The sequence below is a fragment of the Actinopolyspora alba genome (assembly GCF_900112765.1).
GTDB classification, from domain to species: domain Bacteria; phylum Actinomycetota; class Actinomycetes; order Mycobacteriales; family Pseudonocardiaceae; genus Actinopolyspora; species Actinopolyspora alba.
In genome coordinates, this window is sequence record NZ_FOMZ01000003.1 from 240,724 (window position 1) to 261,092 (window position 20,369).

Here is a 20,369-nt window from a genome sequence, read left to right on the forward strand (position 1 = left end):
GGCCGCGCGTGCGGCCCCACGGCGCGACCATGTCCAGGAGATACACCGTTGGCCGTCATCACTTACCGGCAAGCGCTGCACGACACGCTGCGCGAGGAAATGCTCTCCGATGAGAACGTGTTTCTGATCGGAGAAGAGATCGGAGTCTTCGAGGGCTCCTACAAGATCACCGCGGGACTGCTCGAGGAGTTCGGCGAGAAGCGGGTACGCGACACCCCGATCGCCGAGGAGGGCTTCGTCGGAGCCGCGGTGGGAGCCGCGATGCTGGGGCTGCGTCCGGTCGTGGAGCTGATGACGATCAACTTCTCGTTGCTGGCGCTCGACCAGATCGTCAACCACGCCGCGAAGATCTACGGCATGTTCGGTGGCCAGTCCAACGCTCCGATGGTGCTGCGCACCCCCGGCGGTGGTGGGCAGCAGCTGGGTGCGACGCATTCGCAGAACATCGAGCTGTACTACGCGTTCGTGCCCGGGCTGAAGGTCGTCGCACCGAGTACTCCGGCAGACGCCAGGGCACTGCTGAAGGCTTCGCTGGCCGACAACGATCCGGTGTTGTTCCTGGAGAACCTCGCGCTCTACAACACCAAGGGCGAGGTTCCCGACGACATGCCGCCCGCGGAGATCGGCAAAGCCGGTGTCACCCGCACCGGCAGCGACATCACCATCATCGGCTACTCGCGCATGGCCACCGTGGCTACCCAGGTCGCCGACCAGCTGGGCGAGGAGGGGATCTCCGCCGAGGTGATCGACCTGCGCAGCCTGCGTCCGCTGGACCGGGAGACTCTGGTGGAGTCCGTCCGCAAGACCGGTTGCGCCGTGATCGCGGAGGACGACTGGTTGACCTACGGCATCGGTGCCGAGATCGCGGCCTCCATCTCCGACGGGGCCTTCGACTACCTCGACGCCCCCGTACGTCGTGTCGCCGCGGCCGAGGTTCCGCTGCCCTACGCCAAGCCTCTGGAGCGGGCGGCGCTGCCCTCGGCCGAGTCGCTCAACGCGGCGGTACGGCAGACACTCGACGCCGTCGGACATCGTCGCTGACACATTCCGCAGCAAGGCGCAGGCTCACCGCGTCGGCCCGGTGGACGGGTAGCCGGGCGGCGACCGCGTTCGGTTCGGGCCGAGCCACGGGGTGAGCCGGACCACCAGGATCCGAGGAAGACCATGACCGAGATTCACATGCCGCGCCTGTCCGACACGATGGAGGAAGGCGTTATCTCCACCTGGCGCAAACAGGTGGGCGACAAGATCAACCGCGGCGACGTCGTGGCCGATATCGAGACCGACAAGGCCGTCATGGAGATGGAGGCCTACGACGACGGAGTGCTGGAGAAGATCCTCATCGCCGAGGGCGAGACCGTGCCCATCGGTGTCCCCATCGGGATCATGGGTGACGGATCGGGTGCCGCCGCTGCCGCCGGTACCTCCGGTACCTCCGGAGGCGACTCGGATGGGGCCGCCGGCGGTTCCGCGACCACGGCGGCGAGCTCGGAGTCCGGTTCACCCGAGACCGCTTCTCCCGGTACCGCCGCGTCACGGCCCGCCGCGGCGACGGACTCCGATGCCGTTCCGCGCGAACGTCCGAAGGCCTCACCGCTCGCCAGGGCCGTCGCCAGGGAGAAGGGCGTCGACCTGTCCACCGTCACCGGTACGGGCCCCGGCGGACGCATCATCAGGGTCGACATCGAGGCCGCGGCCGAGGCGACGACCCACACCGAGTCCTCCCAGCAGTCGGCCCCGGAGCCCCAGCGGACCGAGAGCTCGGAGTCCCGACAGCAGGGCCAGGATCTCGAAGAGATCCCGTTGAGCAACATCCGCAAGGTCACGGCTCGGCGGCTGACCGAGAGCAAGCAGCAGGCACCGCACTTCTACCTGACCAGTGCCGTGGACGTCACCGACCTGGTCTCGTTCCGCTCCGACCTCAACGAACGGCTGCAGGCCTCCGGCGGTCCGAAGGTCAGCGTGAACGACCTGGTGGTCAAGGCCTGTGCCACCGCGCTGCGCGCGAATCCCTCGGTCAACGTCTCGTTCCGGGACGAGAAGCTGTTCCAGCACAACCGAGTTCATCTCGGGGTCGCCGTGGCGCTGGACTCGGGGCTGGTCGTACCTGTCATCCCCGACGCCGACCGCAAGAGCGTCTCCGAGATCGCGGCGGAGGGCAAGGAGAAGGCCGAACGCGCCAGGGACGGCAAGCTCAAGCCCGACGAGATGTCCGGAAGTACCTTCAGCGTGTCCAACCTGGGCATGTTCGGCATCGAGGAGTTCTCGGCGGTCATCAACCCGCCCGAGGCGGCCATCCTCGCCGTGGGCGCGACCCGCGAGGAGGTGCAGGTCCACGACGGGGAGTTCGTGGTGCGCAAGATGATGCGCATGACCCTGTCCGCCGACCACCGCGCGGTCGACGGTGCCGTGGGGGCCGTGTTCATGCAGCAGCTCACCTCGTTGCTGCAGGACCCCATCCGGATCATCGCCTAGACACCACGGTTGTCCGCCGGTCGCCGTCACGGCCGGCGGACAACCCGCTCGCGGGTGCTGTCGAAGGTCGGCCGCGAGCGCCGTGGCTGCGCCGAGTAACCGCCGACACGGCCGAACGGGTGGCCTCTCATAGGATCGTGGGGACAATGCCGCCCACAGCGAGGCTCACCTCTGATGAACCACATCTCCGCCGGTGCCCGTGATCTCGGGACCGGATTCACCAGCATCGTGCGTTCGCCGCGGATGTTGTTGTTGGGCGGAGTGCCCGCGCTGCTGAGCAGTCTGCTGCTGTTGGCCGGCATCGTCGTGCTGGCCTTCTTCAGCGTTGATCTCGCGGACTGGTTGACCCCCTTCGCCGACGGCTGGTCGGAATGGTGGCGTCGCTCGTTCCGGGGTCTGCTGGCGCTCGCGTTGATCGCCGGAGCGGTGCTGCTCGGCTCCGTGTCGTTCATAGCACTGACCCTGTTGATCGGGGGGCCGTTCTACGACCACATCGCCGAGCGCACCGAACGGGAGCGCGGCCTCGGCGGTGATGAGGGCGCGGGCTGGCTACGACTGCTGTCGCGGGGACTGGCCGACGCGTCGCGACTGGTGCTCATCGGCGTGATCGGCACCTTGGTCCTGTTTCCGCTCGGCTTCGTGCCGGTGCTGGGTCAGACAGTGGTGCCGGTGGTCGGTGTGCTCTTCGGTGGCTGGCTGATCGCGCTCGAACTGACCGGGCCGGTGTTCCAGCGGCTCGGCATGACGGTCGGTACCCGACATCGGATACTGTGGCGTCATCGACGTACGGTGCTCGGATTCGCGGTACCGGCGTACCTGCTCTGTCTGGTACCGGTGGCTCAGCTCTTGGTGATTCCCGCCGCGGTGGTCGGAGGAACCCTGCTGGCGCATCGGGTGCTGGGTACCCGGTGGCCGGACGAGTCAACGGCGGACGGAAACCGAACCAACGGTGCGGGGACGGTCTGACGACGTCGGCACCGTCGATGAACCCCCGTCTCAAGAGGATCCACTGTGGAAGACGTCGTCCGGTTGCTGCCCGAGTTCTCCGGGACGCTGCCCGCTTCGGTGGTCGCCCTGCTCGCCCTGGTGCTGGTCACCTACCGGGCGAGCTGGACAGTACTGCGCAACGTGGTCACCATCGCGCACGAAGGTGGTCATGCGGTCGTGGCGCTGCTCAGCGGGCGCAGGCTCAACGGCATCAGGCTGCACTCGGACACCTCGGGCCTGACCGTCTCCACCGGGCCGGCTCACGGTCCGGGGATGGTCCTCACGCTCTTCGCGGGTTATCCGGCGGTCTCGCTGCTGGGGCTGCTGGCGGCGTGGTTGGTTTCGGCGGATCGGGTGTCGCTGTTGCTCCGCGCCGCCGTGGTGGCGCTGGCGTTGCTGCTCGTCGCGTTGCGCAACCTCTACGGTGTGCTCTCGGTACTGCTGACCGGCACCGCGTTGTTCGCGGTTTCCTGGTGGGCGACTCCCGGTGTTCAACTGCTGTTCGCGCAGTTGTTGGGGTGGTTCCTGCTGTTGGGAGGCGTTCGTCCGCTTTTCGAGTTGTCCGGCAAGCGTCGCAGGGGAGGGGCGAGCAACTCCGATGCGGATCAGCTGGCGCGCCTGACGGCGGCGCCGGCGGTGCTCTGGCTGTCGCTGTGGTTGTTGATCGCTCTCGGAGCGCTGGTACTGGGAGCGAACTGGCTGTTGGCGGATCTGATTCCGTTCTGGTGATCTTACCGCTTCCGATGGTCAACTGGGGCCCGATCGGGCGAGTGCCGTTATCGTGGCGATGTTCTGCTCGTGATGAGAGGACCGTCCCCGCTCCGCGACCCGGGTGAGTGGGTCGGACAACGGTGGCAACAGTCGGTTGCCCCGACGCGTCGGTGCGATATTCGCGGTGTCCGGAGCGCCCAGTAATCTCGTGTGTACGCGAACGAACCGGCAAGGGGGCGTGGTGACGGAACAGACGGATTGGCTGCCGCGTGATGTGGACGAGGAGGTTCCCAGCGCGGCGCGGATATACGACTACTTGCTGGGTGGTGCCCACAATTTCGCCGCCGACCGCAGACTGGGCGAGAAGTTCCTGGCCGCGTTACCGAGTGCCCGGCACGTCGCCCGTCTCAACCGTGCTTTCCTGCGACGTGCGGTGCTGACTCTCGAAGACGCCGGTGTCAGGCAGTTCATCGATATCGGATCGGGCATTCCCACCGTCGGCAATGTGCACGAGATCGCGCGGGACGTCGACGAGAACTCCAGGGTCGTCTACGCCGACAACGAGCCCGTCGCGGTCGCCCACAGCGAGTTGTTGCTGCGCGACGATCCGAACGCGACGATGTTGCAGGCGGACCTCCTCGATCCGGAAGGCATATTCGGGCATCCGCGAACCACGAACCTGCTGGATCTGTCCCGGCCCATCGGGTTGCTGATGGTCGGTGTGCTGCACTTCGCCGCTCCCGAGAACGATCCGGTCGACGTCATGCGTCGTTACCGCGAAGCGCTGCCTTCCGGCAGCTACCTGGCGCTCTCGCATTTCACCGCCGATATCAGGCCCGAGGACATGCTCGGAGTCGTCGAGGTGATGCGGCAGAGCGCCGACCCGATCCATCCGCGTTCCCACGCCGAGATCACCGAACTGTTCGACGGTTTCGAACTGCTCGACCCCGGAGTGGTGGGCACGGCGCTGTGGCGTCCGGACGACGACGGCCTGCACGCCGAGACCCCCGGATCGGCGCAGATCTACGCCGGAGTTGGATACAAAGCGTGATTTCTGCTGCTTTCACAGCGTGATTGTTCTTTTCGAGGAGCGAGGCATGTTGCCCAACCGGACTGCCGAAATACATACCGTTGCGATAATCTGCTTTCCCTCGGAAGTAAATACCCTGAACGTGGGATTGATGAGATGAGCCACGCGAGTTCGGACCGGGATCTCCCGATCGACGATGGGACAGGCCAGGACGAGAGGGTGGCCACATGGGAGAGCGGACGATGGTGCGCCGATCTGGCCACCCAGTGGGCCCGATGGTTGAGCCACACCGCCTACATACCGATGGCTCTCGGCTCGCTGGAATCCGAGCTCCGCGAACTGATCGAGCTGATTCTCGAAGGACTTCGGCAGCCGGAGCGGATCGAGACGACCGGTCACTCGGTGGGAAGCCGGTTGGTGAGCCTGCACGCCACCGGGGAGGACAGCCTCACCCGCAGTCTGGAACTGCTGTGCCGGACCCTGTTGCCCGACCCCTCGAACGAATCCGCGCGGCGGGTGCTGACCCTGCTGGCCTCCGTCGCCTCCGGCTACGCCGAGGCCGATCGGGGTAGTGCTCTCGAACAGCAGGAAACCCTCAAGCGCGCACTGCTGTGGTCCAAACTGGACACCGAGCGCAAGCTGCGCGTCAGCGAGGACCGCTTCCGGGAGGTATTCAACACCACCCCGATCGGCATCGGACTGTGTGACCTCGACGGCATGTTCCGGGAGGTCAATCCGGCGCTGGAGCGGATTCTCGGTTACAGCGCGACGGAACTGGTCTCCACCGCCGTCACCGAACTGTTCGATCCCGGTGAAGCGGAGATCGTCTCGAGCAACTACGTCGAGCTGCTGCAGGGCCGGCGCAGCGGGCTGCGTGAACGCCGCAATCTGGTGCGAGCCGACGGCACGAAGGCGTGGACCTACATCGCCGTCTCGGTGCTGCGCGACACGGACGGCGAGGCTTACCGGATCGTGCTGATGGTCGAGGATCTGCGTGAACTCAACGACCTGCAGGAACAGCTCTACTTCCAGACACTGTACGATCCGATCACCGGTCTGGCGAACCGCCAGCACTTCCGAACGAGGTTGGAAGGGGCGCTCGCTTCCTTCGCGTCCGACGAGCGGCTCACGCTCTACCAGCTGCGGCTCGACGGTTTCGGGCTCATCAACCACGGGCTCGGTTACGAGATCGGTGACAGCATCGTGCAGTCGGTCGCCAACCGGCTCTCCGGACTCGTCCGGTACGAGGACGGGCTGGTCGCCCGGATCGGTGGAACGGAGTTCGCCGTGCTGCTCCGGCAGTGCCCCGGTACTCCGGGGATCGCGGAGTTCGCCGAACTGATCAACACCGAACTCGACGAGCCGATCTACATCAACGGCAACGGCTTGGCGCCCACGGCCAGCATCGGTGTCGTACAGCGTTCGGTAGGCGATGCCGAGCCCACCGACATGCTGTGGGCCGCGGGAGTGGCGCTGCGCAGTGCGGAGCAGGCCGGGAAACGGCAGTGGGCCGTGTTCGACCCGCACCGGGCTCCCGTCGAACTGACCGAGGCCAAACTGGCCGCCATCATGCCCGGCGCTCTGGAACTCGGGGAGTTCGAGGTCGGTTACCGGCCACTGGTCTCGTTGACCGACGGAGAGCTCGTGGCAGTCGAGGCACGGCTGGCGTGGCAGCCGGAGGGGCACGAACGGCTGGAGCACGACGCGTGTCTCCGCCTGGCCGAACGTTCCGGTATCACCCTCGCGCTGCGCGACTGGGCGCTGCGTACCGCCTGGCGACAGCTGTCCGAGTGGCACGCGGCCGGATTCGACCACCAGCTCGTGGTGGGGCTCAGTCCCAACCAGTCCCGCGACCCGGATCTGGTGTCCCGCGTTCGACGCGTCGTCGAGGAGGAATCGCCGGACCCGAGCCGGCTGCTGCTGTGCATGTCGATGACGGCATTGATGGGAACCGGTGGGGAAGCCGCTGACAACGTCGCGACCCTGGCGGACATGGGGGTGCGTACGGCGGCCCACGAGTTCCGCGCCGCTCCCGCCGAACTGCGCTTCCTCCGGAAGTTCCCCACCCGTGCGGTGCTGCTGGCGCCCGATCTCGTCCGACTCGCCGAGGAGGACGAGACCTTCGAGTCCCCGGAGCTCAGGGCGCTCGTCGGTATGATCCCACTGGTGCGTTCCTGCGGCATTCCGTTGGCAGTGCCGGAAGTGCGTACCGGGGGACAGGCCCGGTTGTGGCGGGAGCAGGGCTGTGACATCGGATCCGGCCCGTTCTGCTCCGAGGCGCTGTCGGCGTCGGAGATGACGGAGTTGCTGCGGGAAGACGCACCCGCGTCGGACGCCTCGTAGCCGAGGCTTCCGTTCGGGGCGGGGCGGACGTCGGGTTTCCTCGTTCCGGTTGGTGCACGATTCTCGGTACGGAGGGAAAACGTCGTGGAGAGCACCGCGCGGGAGGTGGGGAGCGGTCCGTTCCCCGCTCGTCGTCCGTTCGCGCTCGTTCCGGTCTCGGCCGTCGTCGTGGTGGCCGTAGCGGTGATGTTCGCCTTCGCCGGGCGGTACGGCTACTTCGGGGACGAACTGTACTTCGTGATCGCCGGTACTAACCCGGCCTGGGGATACGCCGACCAGCAGCCGGTCGTTCCGTTGCTCGCCGTGGCCATGGAGTGGTTGTTCCCCGGTTCGCTGATCGCGCTGCGCGCCCCCTCGATCCTCGCCTTCGGGGTGGGGGCGGTGGTGGCCGCGCTCGTCGTCCGCGAACTGGGAGGTGACCGTCGTGCGCAGGCTTTCACCGCGACGGCCTTCGTGCTCGCCTTCGCGTCGATGTACCGCAACCTCAACACCATAGGTCTCGACATCCTGGGCTGGACACTGCTGACGTTGCTGCTCCTGCGATGGGTACGTACCCACTGCGCGGGTGAGGCCGACGATCGGTTGTTGCTGTTGTCCGGTGTGGTGGTGGCCCTGAGCGTGCAGGTCAAGATCCACATCGCCGTGTTCGTGGTGGTTACCCTGCTGACGCTGGCAGTCCTCGGCCCCCGTGCGATCTTTCGGCGGCCACTGTTGTGGGTCGGTGCGCTGATCGCGGCAGTGGTTACCGTTCCGACCGTGGTGTGGCAGTTCACGCACGGCTGGCCGCAGCTGGCCGTGGCAAGTTCCTCCTCGACCGAGATGACTTCGGTAGGAGGGCGGTTGTTCAGCTTCGTCGGCATGCTCGCCCTGTTGGGGCTGGTGTTCGGTCTGGTGCTCGGCGGGTACGGCCTGTGGCGACTGCTGCGCGCCGAGGAGACGCGCCCCTACCGGTTCCTGGGGTGGAGCGCGGTCGGGGTGCTCGTGGTGTTCCTGGCGGTGGGCGGCAAACCGTACTACGTGGCAGGGGTGTTCCCCGCGCTGTGGGCGGCGGGCGCGCTGGGATTCCAGCGTCGCCGCGAGGTCCTCGCGGGGGAGAACCGGCGTGGTCGGGGATGGCTGGCCTGGCCCGCGCTGGCCGTGTCGGTGATGGTGACGGTGCAGTCGCTGCCCATCGCCTCGGTGGAGTCCTTCGCCGAACGTGACACCAGCCCGGTCGACTTCCGCGGCAGTGAGATCGGATGGCCCAAGCTGGCCACCGATGTGGGCGATATCTACCGAGATCTTCCACCGCGGCGGCGGGAGCACACCGTGGTGATCGGTTCGCACTACTGGACCGCCTCGGCGGTGGAGTTCCACGGGAGGCGAGCCGATCTTCCCGATGCCTACAGCGGCTCGCGGGGATTCTGGTTCTTCGGGCATCCCCCTGCCGGAACCACCACCGTGATCCACATCGGTGAGATCGCGCCCGGCGTGCGTGAGCACTTCGACAGGGTCCGTCGGGTCGGTACCGTGAACAACGGTCCTGGGGTCGACAACGTGGTGCGGGGACAACCGATCCACCTCGCCGACGTCACCGGTGTCGACTGGCAGCGCGTGTGGCCCGAGTTCAGGGACATGACCTTGTCGTTGTGAACGTGAGCTCCCTCCCCGATGTGCATTTCGCGAGGAATTGACGCCCGGGTGGCTGTCACCGGTCTTCCCGCGGGGGCCTTCGCACCGGTCATCGATACCGCCCGAACCGCGTCGCGGCGGCGATTTCGCGAGAAATCGGCGATGCGCTACGCCTACCGGGAAGGAGCCCTACGCCTACCGGGAAGGAGCCCTACGCCTACCGGGAAGGAGCCCTACGCCTACCGGGAAGGAGCCGGAGCCGTTCCCGCGCCGTTCCGCGGGCTGCCGCTCACCGTTCCCGGAAGGCCCGCAGGATCCGTTCGGCCGCCATCCCCGCGGTCATCTCGCCGTCGCGTACCCGTTGTTCGATCTCCTCGCGGGTCCGCTCCACCCCGGAGTCGGCGAGGAGTTCGCTCATCAGCTGGTCCCGCACCAGTTCCCAGGTCCATTCCAACCGCTGCTCACTGCGTTTCTCCGCCAGCTCACCGGCTTCGGAGAGCGCGGTGTGGTGCTCCAACACCTGCTGCCAGAGCTTGTCCAGCCCAGTTCCGTTGAGTCCGCTGCAGGTGGTGATTCGCGGATTCCACGACGCGTTCGGCGGGGTCAGCAGCCGCAGCGCGCCCCGCAACTCGCGGGCGGACTGCCGAGCTTCGTCCTCGTGCGGGCCGTCGGCCTTGTTCACGGCCACGATGTCGGCCAACTCCAGCACGCCACGCTTGATCCCCTGCAGTTGGTCACCGGTTCGCGCGATGGTCAGCAGCAGAAAGCAGTCCACCATCCCCGCCACGGTCACCTCGGACTGTCCGACCCCGACGGTCTCCACCAGGACCACGTCGAAGCCCGCGGCCTCCATGAGCACTATGGTCTCCCTGGTGGCCCTGGCGACCCCGCCGAGTGTTCCGGCGCTGGGGGAGGGACGCACGAAGGCGGCGGGATCGGAGGCCAGCGCCCCCATCCTGGTCTTGTCGCCCAGGATGCTTCCGCCGCTGCGGTTGGAGGAGGGGTCCACGGCCAGTACCGCAACCCGGTGTCCCTCGCCGGTGAGTCTGGTGCCCAACGACTCGATGAAGGTGGACTTTCCGACGCCAGGCACCCCGGTGACGCCGATACGACGCGCACCTCCCGAGTGGGGCAGCAACTCGGTCAGCAGTCGTTGGGCCTTGTCCCGATGATCCGAACGTGTCGACTCGACCAGGGTGATCGCCCGCGCCAGCGTGGTGCGGGAGCCGGCCAGCACGCCCTCGGCGAGCTTGTCCACATCGATGGTTCGCGGCATGGTCCGCTCTCACCCGTCGTGGCCGAGCTCGACGCGCAGCTGCCGCAACAGCCGCTCCGCCGCCTCGGCGATCACGGTGCCCGGTCCGAACACTGCGGAGGCACCCGCCTCGTGCAGCGCCTCGTGGTCGGCGGGCGGGATCACCCCGCCGACCACGATCATGATGTCCTCGCGGTCCAACGCGTCCAGCTCGGCGCGCAGCGCGGGAACCAGCGTCAGGTGCCCAGCGGCCAGCGAGGAAACCCCGACGAGGTGCACGTCGGACTCGGCGGCCTGCTGGGCCACCTCGGCCGGTGTCTGGAACAGCGGGCCGACGTCGACGTCGAACCCCAGGTCGGCGAACGCGGTGGCGATGACCTTCTGCCCCCGGTCGTGCCCGTCCTGTCCCATCTTCGCGACCAGGATGCGGGGTCTGCGGCCCTCGTCCTCCGCGAACTCCGAAACGGTGGTACTGACCCGGTCGATCGCGCTGTCGTGGCCTGCCTCCTCGCTGTACACCCCGGAGATGGTACGGATCTGCCCGGAGTGGCGACCGAAAGCGGCTTCGAGAGCGTCCGAGATCTCGCCCACCGTGGCGTGGGCGCGCGCGGCGTCAACGGCCAGCGTGAGCAGGTTGTGCTCCAGGTCGTCGGGGCGCTCACCATCCACAGTGGCCTGTGCGACGGCGGTGAGCCTGCGCAGCGCGTCGGAACATGCCTGATCGTCGCGCTCCTCGCGCAGCCTGCGCAGCTTGTCGAGCTGTTCGGCCCGCACCGCGCTGTTGTCCACCTTGCGTACTTCGGGGCCACCGTCCCCCTCCGTGCCGTCCGGTTGGTACAGGTTGACACCGATCAGCGGCTGGCGGCCGGAGTCGATTCGTGCCTGGGTGCGTGCCGCGGCCTCCTCGATGCGCATCTTGGGGATCCCGGCCTCGATCGCGGCGGCCATCCCACCGGCCTGCTCGATCTCGTCGAGGTGCACCTCGGCTCGTTCCGCGAGATCTCGCGTGAGGCTCTCGACGTAGTGGCTGCCGCCCCAGGGATCGATGGTCCGGGTGGTGCCGGACTCCTGCTGCAGCAGGAGCTGGGTGTTGCGCGCGATGCGGGCCGAGAAGTCGGTGGGCAGCGCCAGTGCCTCGTCCAGGGCGTTGGTGTGCAGTGACTGCGTGTGCCCCTGGGTGGCGGCCATGGCCTCCACGCAGGTGCGTGCCACGTTGTTGAACGCGTCCTGCGCGGTCAGCGACCAACCGGAGGTCTGCGAGTGGGTGCGCAGTGACAGCGACTTGGAGTCGGTGGGCTCGAACCGCGACACCAGCTGTGCCCACAGCAACCTGGCGGCACGCAGCTTGGCCACCTCCATGCCGAAGTGCATCCCGATTCCCCAGAAGAACGACAACCTGGGCGCGAAGGAGTCGATGTCCAGGCCTGCGTCCCTACCCGCCCGGATGTAGTCGAGCCCGTCGGCCAGGGTGTAGGCCAGCTCCAGGTCGGCGGTGGCACCGGCCTCCTGGATGTGGTATCCGGAAATGGAGATCGAGTTGAACTTCGGCATCCGCGCCGAGGTGTAGGCGAAGATGTCGGAGATGATCCGCATCGAAGGTCGTGGTGGGTAGATGTAGGTGTTGCGGACCATGAACTCCTTGAGGATGTCGTTCTGGATGGTCCCCGCCAGTTTCTCCGGCGGCACACCCTGCTCCTCGGCCGCGACGATGAACAGCGCCAGCACCGGGAGCACCGCGCCGTTCATGGTCATGGACACGCTCATGTTGTCCAGCGGTATCCCGTCGAACAGCTGCCGCATGTCCAGGATCGAGTCGATGGCCACTCCCGCCATCCCCACGTCACCGGACACGCGGGGGTGATCCGAGTCGTAACCGCGGTGCGTGGCGAGGTCGAACGCCACCGACAGTCCCTTCTGTCCCGCGGCGAGGTTGCGTCGGTAGAACGCGTTGGACTCGGCGGCGGTGGAGAACCCGGCGTACTGCCGGACCGTCCACGGTTTGTTGACGTACATCGTGGAGTAAGGACCGCGCAGGTACGGCGCGATTCCCGGGTAACCGTGCGGAAAGCGCAGCCCCGAGGTGTCCTCCTCGGTGTAGAGCGGCTTGATGTCGATGCCTTCCGGAGCGTGCCAGCTCAGCGACTCCGCGTCCCGGTCGGTGGTGGCCCGTAGCTGTCGGTGCCATTCCGGCGTGTCGGCCTCGACCGGTGGATCGTCCAGCTCTACGTCGGCGAAATCCGGAATCCTGCCGTGGCTGCTCATGGTGTCGCCTTCGCTACGGCCGGGGTCGACACGCCCCAGCGCTGGTGGATGTCGTTCAGTACTGCCGGTGCGTCGCCACCCGCGTGCACGAATCCGTCCACGCTCGCCGCGATCGAACCGCGGGACTTCCCCGCGAGCAGTACCAGCTCCGCGCCCGCCGCTCGGAGCGCCAGCGCGGTCTCCTCGGCGCGCTCGTCGTAGAGCCGGTCCGTCGAGCACAGGCACACCAACGGAGTTCCGGCCCGCTCGAACGCGGTTACCACCGCCGCCGAGTCCCCGGTCTCGCCCGCCTCGGTCGTTTCCACACCGCCCGCCGCGAGCAGATTCCGCACGAAGGAGGCACGTGCGGTGTAGGAAGCCAGCGGCCCCAGCGTCGCCAGGAACACCCGCGGTCGTCCCCGTGGTTGTTCGGCCGCTCGGTCGGCATCGTCACGCAGCCGTTCGTACTCCTCCGCGTAGCGATGTCGGGGCAATCCGCCGCTCTCCGGATCCGCCGGACGGGGAGCGCGCACGATTGGCTGTTCACCGGGATCGGGGAACTCGCTGACTCCGGTTATCGGGTCGGTCCGGCAGGCGATCGCCCGTTCACGTTCCCGCCACGTCCCGGCCAGTCGATCGGCGACCAGACCGGACTCCAGTGCGGCGGTCAAACCGCCCTCGGCCTCGATACGCCGGAACCAGCTCCAGCCCGCCCCGGCGAGTTCGTCGGTCAGCGACTCCACGTAGTACGAGCCACCCGCCGGGTCGATCACCTGTCCCAGGTGCGTCTCGTGCAACAGCAGTGCCTGGATGTTGCGGGCCATCCGGCGGGAGAACGCATCCGGCAGTCCGAGCGCGGCGTCGAACGGCTGGACCGTGATCGCCGTGGCGCCGCCCGCTGCCGCGGCGAACGCGGCGATGGTCGAACGCAGCATGTTCACCCAGGGGTCGCGCCGGGTGAGCATGGCAGAGGAAGTCACGGCGTGCTGGTGCTGGCCCCGGGCTCGGGGGGTGACTCCACAGGCCCGCAGTACCCGTTCCCACATCCGTCGTGCCGCGCGGAGCTTGGCCGTGGTGCTGAACTGGTCCACCGTGGCGGCGAACCGGAACTCCAGCAGTCCGGCCGCCGTGTCCAGATCCAGGTCGGTCTCGGACAGCGAGCGCAGGTACTCGACCCCCGCGGCCACGGCGCACCCCAGTTCCTCGGCATCCGAACCACCCGCGTCGTGATAGGGGAGCCCGTCCACGCTGATCGCCCGCATACCGGGGCACGTGCGCGCCCAGCGCCGTGCCAGCTCGATCGCCGGAGCCGTCTCGTGCGGCTGACCGGTTCGTGCCCGCAACCCCAGGGGATCGGCGCCGAGATTGCCGCGCAGCGACTCGTACGGCACGTTCGATCGCTCGGCCGCCCGCAGCAGCTCGTCCGCCGCCGCCTCGTACTGCTCGCCGGCTCGCAACACCACACCGGCCATGTCCAGCCGCACCCCGTGCAGCGCGTCGCCGAGTTCGTCCACCGCGATGCCGCCCGCCCCCACCCGCAGCCACACCGAGCTCGCCCCGCCGACCAGATCGGCGAGGACCTCGCGGCTGGTGATGTCGACGTCGGGATCGTCGTGGTACTGGCGCACGTCCCACCCGTTCTCGACGCCACCCGCTGTCAGACTGTTCCTGGTGAAAGGTGCGGATCCGGGAAGACCGGTTCGCGAATGCCCCGTGCGGGCGGTGTAGAGCGGGTGAACGTCGAAACCGTCGTGCAGGCGTGTGTCCAGCAATTCCTCCGGCGCCTCAGGGGTGGGCGCCTCCTGCTTCAGCAGATCGGACCTGCGCAGCACCTGCTCGACCTGTTCCTGCCACTGGCGGTGTGTGGGCAGTTCGAAGCCCGCCATCAGGTCCCGCCGGTCTCCGTGTTCGCTCCCCGCTGAGCGTTCCGACGCCGTCATGGGAGCCGATGGTATTCCGGTGGTCCACTGATCGAGACATACGTGAGGTGTGATGCGTGTCCCAAATTTGTTAGCCGGCGTTAACCGAGTGCCCGGTCACCCTCCGCGTGGTCAACGCCCGCCCAATCTCTCCAGCTCGGTGACCATCTCGGGGAACGGCGGCAGTGCGAGGAACTCCCGCTCGATGGCCCTGGCACGGTGCCGGTGGGCGGAGTCGGCGAGCACGGTCCCCACCGTCGTGCGTAGCGAATCGTGCGAGACGTTCTCGAGGTCGAGCCGTTTCCCCGCGCCGAGCCGTTCCACCCGGTCGGCGTTGGCGGGTTGTTCGGCGGAGGCCGGCAGCACGGCCATCGGCACTCCGCTGCTGAGCGCTTCCCGGACCCCGTTGAAACCGCCGTGGGTGAGGAACGCGTCGCAGGCGGGCAGCAACAGCTGTTGCTGGACGAAGGAGGTCAGGTACACGTTGTCCGGGCGCGCCCCCTCCCAGTCCTCCGGGCCGACTCCCCTGCCCAGCGCGACGACCCCGGTCACCCGCAGATCGCCGAGGGCCTCGACGATCGTGTTCAACAACCCCTTGGTTCCGGCGTCGTGCGGTGCCGCCGCGTTGGACCCCAGCGTGGCCAGCACCAGCGGTCGATCGCCCGGTAGTTCCGCGATCGCGGGATCGAGTCGCTGCTCCGCCGCGCGCGGTGACCGGTAGTGAACCGCCGAGTCCAGTCGCAGGTGCTCCGGGTAGAAACTCTCGGGAACGATGCTGAGCCTGCGATGCCGGAACTGATGCAGCGGATCGGAGACGCCGGACATGCCGAGCCGCTCGCGCTGCTCGTTGATCATGTCCAGCACGTCCTCGTGGTCGTGCGGCCCCAGTGGGCCGGTGTCCAGCGCCGCGTGCGGGATGCCGAGGTATTCGGCGGCGTAGTAGGCCGGGTAGTCCGCCGTCTCGCGTACCAGCAGGTCCGGTCCGAACGAACGCAGTGATTCGATCGCCTCCTCGGCGGTGTCACCCGCGACCGCTCCGGCGAAGACGCGTGCGAAGTAGTCGGGCTCGGCACGGATCGTGTGTTGCCCGAGACCGGCCATCACGGAGGAGTCGATGCCGAGACGTTCGACGGTCTCCGGCCGTTGGAGGATTTCCCGCGGCCCCATCGCGTTCGGAAGTACCAGCGGGGTCAGTCCGAAAGCACGTACCTCCTCGGCGAGATCCGGCGAGGTCAGCACCCCGATCTCGTGCCCCGCTTCGGCAGCGAGTCCCGCGAGTGGCAACAGAGCGGGGACGAGGTGGGAGTAGACCGGTTGACTGCTGAACGCGATGCGCACGCTTGCTCCTGAAGCTGCCGGTGAGGAGTTCTCGGTACGCGACATTATGAATCACGGCCGTCGAGCTCGTGCTGCCACGGTCGCGGTGCTGTATCCGGGCGCGGCGGCTCGTCGAGGCGAGCGGCCGAGCTCATCCCCCGGTGCGGGAACGTATCGATGCCCGGGGCGGCGCCCCGGGCATCGAGTGTGCGACGAACCGGATCAGCGACACCCGTCCCGTCAGTTCCCGTTGAACTTCACGTCGCTGCAGAAGTAGTAGGACTGATCCATGTGCGAGGCCTGCCAGACCGTGTAGACGATGTGACGGCCGGTGCGGTCACCCGCGTCGATGTTGTCGATCGTCGTGGTCGTGGCGGGCGGACGTGAGCCGGTCTCGGTGACCAGTTCGAGGTTGTCCCACCCGAGCCGCTGGGTCGTGGGGTCGAAGCCCTGCTTGGTGATGTAGACCTTGTAGTAGTCCGCACCGTGCTGGGCCTGATCGGTGATGGTCACCGAGAACTGGTTGTCCTTGGTGACGGTCTTCCACTGGCCCGGCTCGTCGAGCGCGGCGTAGCGGTCCCTACCGGCGCTGCACAGCTGGCCGTCCGGGATGGCGGACTCGTGGTTGCCGTTGACGCCGTTGACGTACAGACCGTTCCAGTTCCACATCGCGTTCGGGTTGGCCTGCCACGCCTGCCAACACATCGGGTCCTCTTCTTCCATCGCGGGGGACTGGAAGTTGTCCGCCCAACGGTCCCAGCAGCCGTAGTTGCGGGAGGGCGGGTCGGTCGCGGACCCGTGGGCGCTGGCCTCTTCCGGCTGGCCCATCTGCATTCCGGCGAACATCGCGGTGACGGCGGCGGACAGGGCCACCACCCGCGTCAGGACGCCGGTGCGTCGACGAACGGAACGCTTGGACATTTCGTCTCCTAGAGAGAGGAACACGGTGTATGGGAGCGCTCCCAAAAAAACTCTAGCGAGAGCGGCGGAAGTTGTGAACCCTCTCACAGTACGATTCGTGTTCCGATTTTGTCCTAAAGGGACTCAAAGTTGCGCGAAGTCATTTCGACTCCACGAGTGGTATAGGTAGTGCGCAGGGGAGATATGGTTATCTTTCTTGGGAGCGTTCCCGCTCTAGGTGGATACCAGGAAGTGGTTGGAACACCGGTCTCGCCGAGGTTTCGGTCGGAGGGATCGCGCATCGCCGCGTCGAAGTCGACCACCGCGTCGAACGCGTCACCGGTGCGGATCCACTCGTTGACCGCCTGTCGAGTCGCCGCCGGCTTCGGTGTGTACGAACTCCAACCTTCGAAGGGAGTGATCGTTCCGCCGCCCACTCGCGTGCCCGCCCCGTGTGCCTTTCGGACGATCCGCCTCATCCCGGCGATGATCCGGTTCGGATCGTCCTGGTGCTGTCGCTGCTGGATGTCGTTGATTCCTTCGAACAGCACCACCGTGCGTGTGCCGCTCCGCGCCGGCACGTCCCGGTCGGTCCGGGAGACCGCGTTCGGGCCGAAGGAGTACCCCGGTTGGTTGTCGAACAGGATCCGGTTACCGCTGATTCCGGCGTTGAGCACGCCCAGGCGTCCCCGGGGCGTCTGGTACCGCAGGCGGTCGGTCAGGAAGTCGGGCCGGCGGTGGTTGGCACCCTCGGTCGACCCGTAGCTATCCGTGATGGAGTCGCCGAGTGTGACGACTGCGCCACGAGCACCGTGGCCGAGCACGTCGAGACCGTCGACGTAGAACCACGAGTTCACCGTGGACGTGTAAGGCTTCCCCGACTGCTCGGCGGAGTGGTCACCGGGGGAGGGGAGGCTCAGGAGGTCTGCCGTGCGAGGCTGTGTCCGGTGGCGGACCCGCGCGGCACGGCCTCCGACGCTGGTGTGGACGATCATCCGTAGTGTGCGACCGGAGAATTCGTGTTCGGAGTCGCCGTGGTTGGCCCAGGGCTGTAGTGCTGGACGGTTAACGGCCCCGAGCGCCACGACGTGATGGGCGCGCCGATCTGCCTGCTCGGAGTGGTTGTGCTCATGTACACCCCGGCGGGCGCTGCGGCCTGACCTGCCGGACGCGACCGCGTTCGGCAGGTCCGCCTGTCTTGCCCACCGTCGCCGTCCCCACGGGGCCGCGTGTGGTGAGGGGGTCGTCCATCCGCGCCGTCATGTGGGCGGGTCAGCGCACTCGTGTCAGGAGGTGGGCTCCCCGTCGAGGTCGCGGCCCAGCAGCTCCACCAGCTCGTCCAGCACCGCTTCGGCACCGTCGCCCTCGGCGGCCAGTTCGACCTCGTCGCCGTGCTCGGCCCCGAGCGTCATGAGTCCCAGCACGCTCGCGGCATCCACAGGTCCGCCCGGCGTGCCGTCGGTGACCTTGGCGATGGTCACCGGCAGCGGTTGTGCGGCCGCGTTCGTCGCCAACAGTCCCGCGGGACGGGCGTGCAAACCGACCTTCGACGCGATCGTCACGCGACGCTGGTGCATTCCGTTACTCCTCTCCAGGTGGCGCCCGGTTGTCCGGTCGCCGCTGACGAACGGGTGAACCGACGTTCCCGCTCGGTTTCACCATCGGCTTCAGGCGGCAACGGCCCCTTCGGTCTCCGGGGCCTGTTCCTTCGACGTCGCCCCGCGTCCCACGAACGTCTTGGCAGCGATCACCACGGACGCGGCCACCACCACTCCCGCGAGGATCGCCACCACGTACAGCAGCGGGTCGCCGACCAGCGGGAGCACGAACAACCCGCCGTGCGGGGCGCGCAACGTCGCGCCGAAGAACATGGACAGCGCACCCGCGCTCGCCGAGCCGAGGATCATCGACGGGATGACCCGCAGCGGGTCCGAAGCGGCGAACGGAATCGCTCCTTCGGTGATGAACGAGGCCCCCAACAGCCAGGCGGGACGTGAGCTCTCCCGCTCGGCGGCGGAGAACGACCTCGCGTGCACGGTCGCGGCCAGCGCCATCGCCAACGGTGGCACCATCCCCGCAGCCATCACGGCGGCCATGATCTCCAGCGCCGTCTCGCTACCGGTGGTCAGTCCGCCGACCGCGAAGGTGTAGGCGACCTTGTTGACGGGACCGCCGAGGTCGAAAGCGATCATTCCACCGAGCACCGCGCCCAGCAGCATCGCGTTCGCACCGCTGAGCCCGTTGAGCCAGTCCGTGAGAGCGGTCATCGCGGCAGCGATGGGCTTGCCGAGCACCACGAACATCAGGGTGCCGACCACCATCGAGCCGAACAGGGGTAGCACGACCACCGGCATGATGCCCGCGACGGCCGAGGGCACTTTGATCCTGCGCAGACCGGCGACGACACCGCCTGCCAGCAGTCCCGCGATCAGACCGCCGAGGAACCCGGCGCCGACCGCGACAGCCGCCGCGCCGCCCACGAAACCGGGAACCAGTGCGGGGCGCTCGGCCATCGCGAACGCGATGAAACCGGCGAGCACCGGGACGAGGAACTCGAAAGCGGCAGTGCCGATCTGGTTCGCCAACGCGGCCCAGCTGGTCAGACTCGCCGGATCGAACCGCTCGGTGACGTCCGGCGCTTCGGTGATCTGGTAACCGCCCAGCGCGAAGCTCAGCGCGATCAACAGTCCACCAGCGGCGACGAACGGGATCACGTAGCTGACCCCGGTCATCAACCACTGGCGGAGCCGCACGGCCGCCGAGGCGTTCGCGGTGACCTTCGTGGCCGGGTCCGAGCTCGGGCCGCCCGAACCGGATCCCACGCGCATCGGCTCGGCTGCCGCCGCGCGTTCGAGCAGGGAAGCGGCACTGTCGACGGCCTGCTTCACGCTCGCCTCGACGACGGGCTTGCCGGTGAACCTGTCGCGTTCGCCGACCCCGACGTCGGCGGCCAGAATCACGGCGTCGGCGGCGGCTATGTCCTGTTCGGACAACGGATCGGAACCGGCCGCCCCCTGCGTCTCGACGCTGAGCTCGTCACCCCGGTCACGAGCGGCCTGTTCCAGCGCCTCGGCAGCCATGTAGGTGTGCGCTATTCCGGTGGGACACGCGGTCACGGCAACGAACTTCAAGGTTTTACCTCCTCACGCACGTAGGAAGCGACCACGGCCGGGTCGTTCGCGTCGAGCAGGGTTCGTTTGAACTCTCCCCGCATCAGTCGACGTGCCAGCGAGGCCAGCACCGCCATGTGGTCCGAATCCCCGCCTTCCGGCGCGGCTATCAGAAAGATCAGGTTCGCCGGACCGTCCTCGGAACCGAAATCGATCCCCGTGGAGCTGCGCCCGAACGCCAGGCTCGGAGCGGTCACGGCAGCCGAGCGGCAGTGCGGGATGCCGATACCACCCCGCATGCCGGTGGCCATCTGTTGTTCGCGGGTCTCGACATCGTCGAGGAAACGTTCGATGTCGGTGACGCGTTCGGCGTTGACCAGTCGATCGGCCAATGAGCGGATCGCGGCACGGCGATCCGTGTCTGGCAGGTCCAAATCGACCAGTTCGGTGGTGATCAGTTCACTGCTCAT

The 20,369-nt window shown here is 67.6% G+C and carries 16 protein-coding genes; 7 read left to right on the top strand and 9 right to left on the bottom strand.

Annotation, left to right across the window (positions count from 1 at the left end):
- Positions 1 to 48: 48 nt before the first annotated feature.
- The 7 genes from BM150_RS05670 (at position 49) to BM150_RS05700 (ending at position 9,178) form a co-directional block, all read left to right on the top strand.
- On the top strand, positions 49 to 1,041 hold the full coding sequence (locus tag BM150_RS05670) for an alpha-ketoacid dehydrogenase subunit beta (protein WP_092924741.1): 993 nt from the start codon (positions 49 to 51) through the stop codon (positions 1,039 to 1,041).
- 123 nt (positions 1,042 to 1,164) lie between these two features.
- Entirely contained in the window at positions 1,165 to 2,475 is a 1,311-nt protein-coding gene (locus tag BM150_RS05675; RefSeq protein WP_175496702.1) for a pyruvate dehydrogenase complex dihydrolipoamide acetyltransferase, read from the top strand.
- A 174-nt stretch (positions 2,476 to 2,649) separates the two neighbouring features.
- Complete coding sequence (locus tag BM150_RS05680; RefSeq protein ID WP_092924743.1) at positions 2,650 to 3,441, top strand: EI24 domain-containing protein; 792 nt, start codon at positions 2,650 to 2,652, stop codon at positions 3,439 to 3,441.
- 45 nt (positions 3,442 to 3,486) lie between these two features.
- Positions 3,487 to 4,191 carry a M50 family metallopeptidase gene (locus BM150_RS05685; RefSeq protein WP_092924745.1) on the top strand — a complete coding sequence of 235 codons (705 nt, stop codon included), beginning with the start codon at positions 3,487 to 3,489 and terminating at the stop codon, positions 4,189 to 4,191.
- 223 nt (positions 4,192 to 4,414) lie between these two features.
- Positions 4,415 to 5,224: an SAM-dependent methyltransferase gene (locus tag BM150_RS05690; RefSeq protein ID WP_092925071.1), complete on the top strand. Its 810-nt coding sequence runs from the start codon at positions 4,415 to 4,417 to the stop codon at positions 5,222 to 5,224.
- Between the two features lie 198 nt (positions 5,225 to 5,422).
- Complete coding sequence (locus BM150_RS05695; RefSeq protein ID WP_245755285.1) at positions 5,423 to 7,546, top strand: putative bifunctional diguanylate cyclase/phosphodiesterase; 2,124 nt, start codon at positions 5,423 to 5,425, stop codon at positions 7,544 to 7,546.
- An 84-nt stretch (positions 7,547 to 7,630) separates the two neighbouring features.
- On the top strand, positions 7,631 to 9,178 hold the full coding sequence (locus BM150_RS05700; protein WP_092924749.1) for a glycosyltransferase family 39 protein: 1,548 nt from the start codon (positions 7,631 to 7,633) through the stop codon (positions 9,176 to 9,178).
- A gap of 268 nt (positions 9,179 to 9,446) precedes the next feature.
- On the opposite strand, the gene meaB is transcribed toward BM150_RS05700, so the two are convergent.
- From meaB to BM150_RS05745, 9 genes are all read right to left on the bottom strand, one after another.
- Complete coding sequence (meaB, locus tag BM150_RS05705; RefSeq protein WP_092924751.1) at positions 9,447 to 10,433, bottom strand: methylmalonyl Co-A mutase-associated GTPase MeaB; 987 nt, start codon at positions 10,431 to 10,433, stop codon at positions 9,447 to 9,449.
- Positions 10,434 to 10,442: 9 nt separating this feature from the next.
- Positions 10,443 to 12,674, bottom strand: coding sequence for a methylmalonyl-CoA mutase (gene scpA / locus BM150_RS05710; RefSeq protein WP_092924753.1), 2,232 nt, complete (start codon positions 12,672 to 12,674; stop codon positions 10,443 to 10,445).
- The gene (locus BM150_RS05715; protein WP_092924755.1) at positions 12,671 to 14,593 is read right to left on the bottom strand and encodes a methylmalonyl-CoA mutase family protein; all 1,923 of its coding nucleotides are present in this window, start codon (positions 14,591 to 14,593) and stop codon (positions 12,671 to 12,673) included. The genes scpA and BM150_RS05715 overlap by 4 nt, the downstream gene beginning before the upstream one ends.
- 111 nt (positions 14,594 to 14,704) lie before the next feature.
- The gene (locus tag BM150_RS05720) at positions 14,705 to 15,910 is read right to left on the bottom strand and encodes a glycosyltransferase (RefSeq protein WP_092924757.1); all 1,206 of its coding nucleotides are present in this window, start codon (positions 15,908 to 15,910) and stop codon (positions 14,705 to 14,707) included.
- A 219-nt stretch (positions 15,911 to 16,129) separates the two neighbouring features.
- The gene (locus tag BM150_RS05725; RefSeq protein ID WP_092924759.1) at positions 16,130 to 16,810 is read right to left on the bottom strand and encodes a lytic polysaccharide monooxygenase auxiliary activity family 9 protein; all 681 of its coding nucleotides are present in this window, start codon (positions 16,808 to 16,810) and stop codon (positions 16,130 to 16,132) included.
- Positions 16,811 to 16,923: 113 nt separating this feature from the next.
- Positions 16,924 to 17,646, bottom strand: a complete 723-nt coding sequence (locus tag BM150_RS05730; protein ID WP_217641383.1) for a GDSL-type esterase/lipase family protein — start codon at positions 17,644 to 17,646, stop codon at positions 16,924 to 16,926.
- A gap of 429 nt (positions 17,647 to 18,075) precedes the next feature.
- On the bottom strand, positions 18,076 to 18,366 hold the full coding sequence (locus BM150_RS05735) for an HPr family phosphocarrier protein (RefSeq protein ID WP_092924763.1): 291 nt from the start codon (positions 18,364 to 18,366) through the stop codon (positions 18,076 to 18,078).
- Between the two features lie 90 nt (positions 18,367 to 18,456).
- A complete protein-coding gene (locus BM150_RS05740; RefSeq protein WP_092924765.1) occupies positions 18,457 to 19,920 on the bottom strand; it encodes a PTS fructose transporter subunit IIC in 1,464 nt (487 codons plus the stop codon).
- Complete coding sequence (locus BM150_RS05745) at positions 19,917 to 20,369, bottom strand: PTS sugar transporter subunit IIA (protein ID WP_092924767.1); 453 nt, start codon at positions 20,367 to 20,369, stop codon at positions 19,917 to 19,919. Before BM150_RS05745 ends, BM150_RS05740 begins: the two co-directional genes overlap by 4 nt.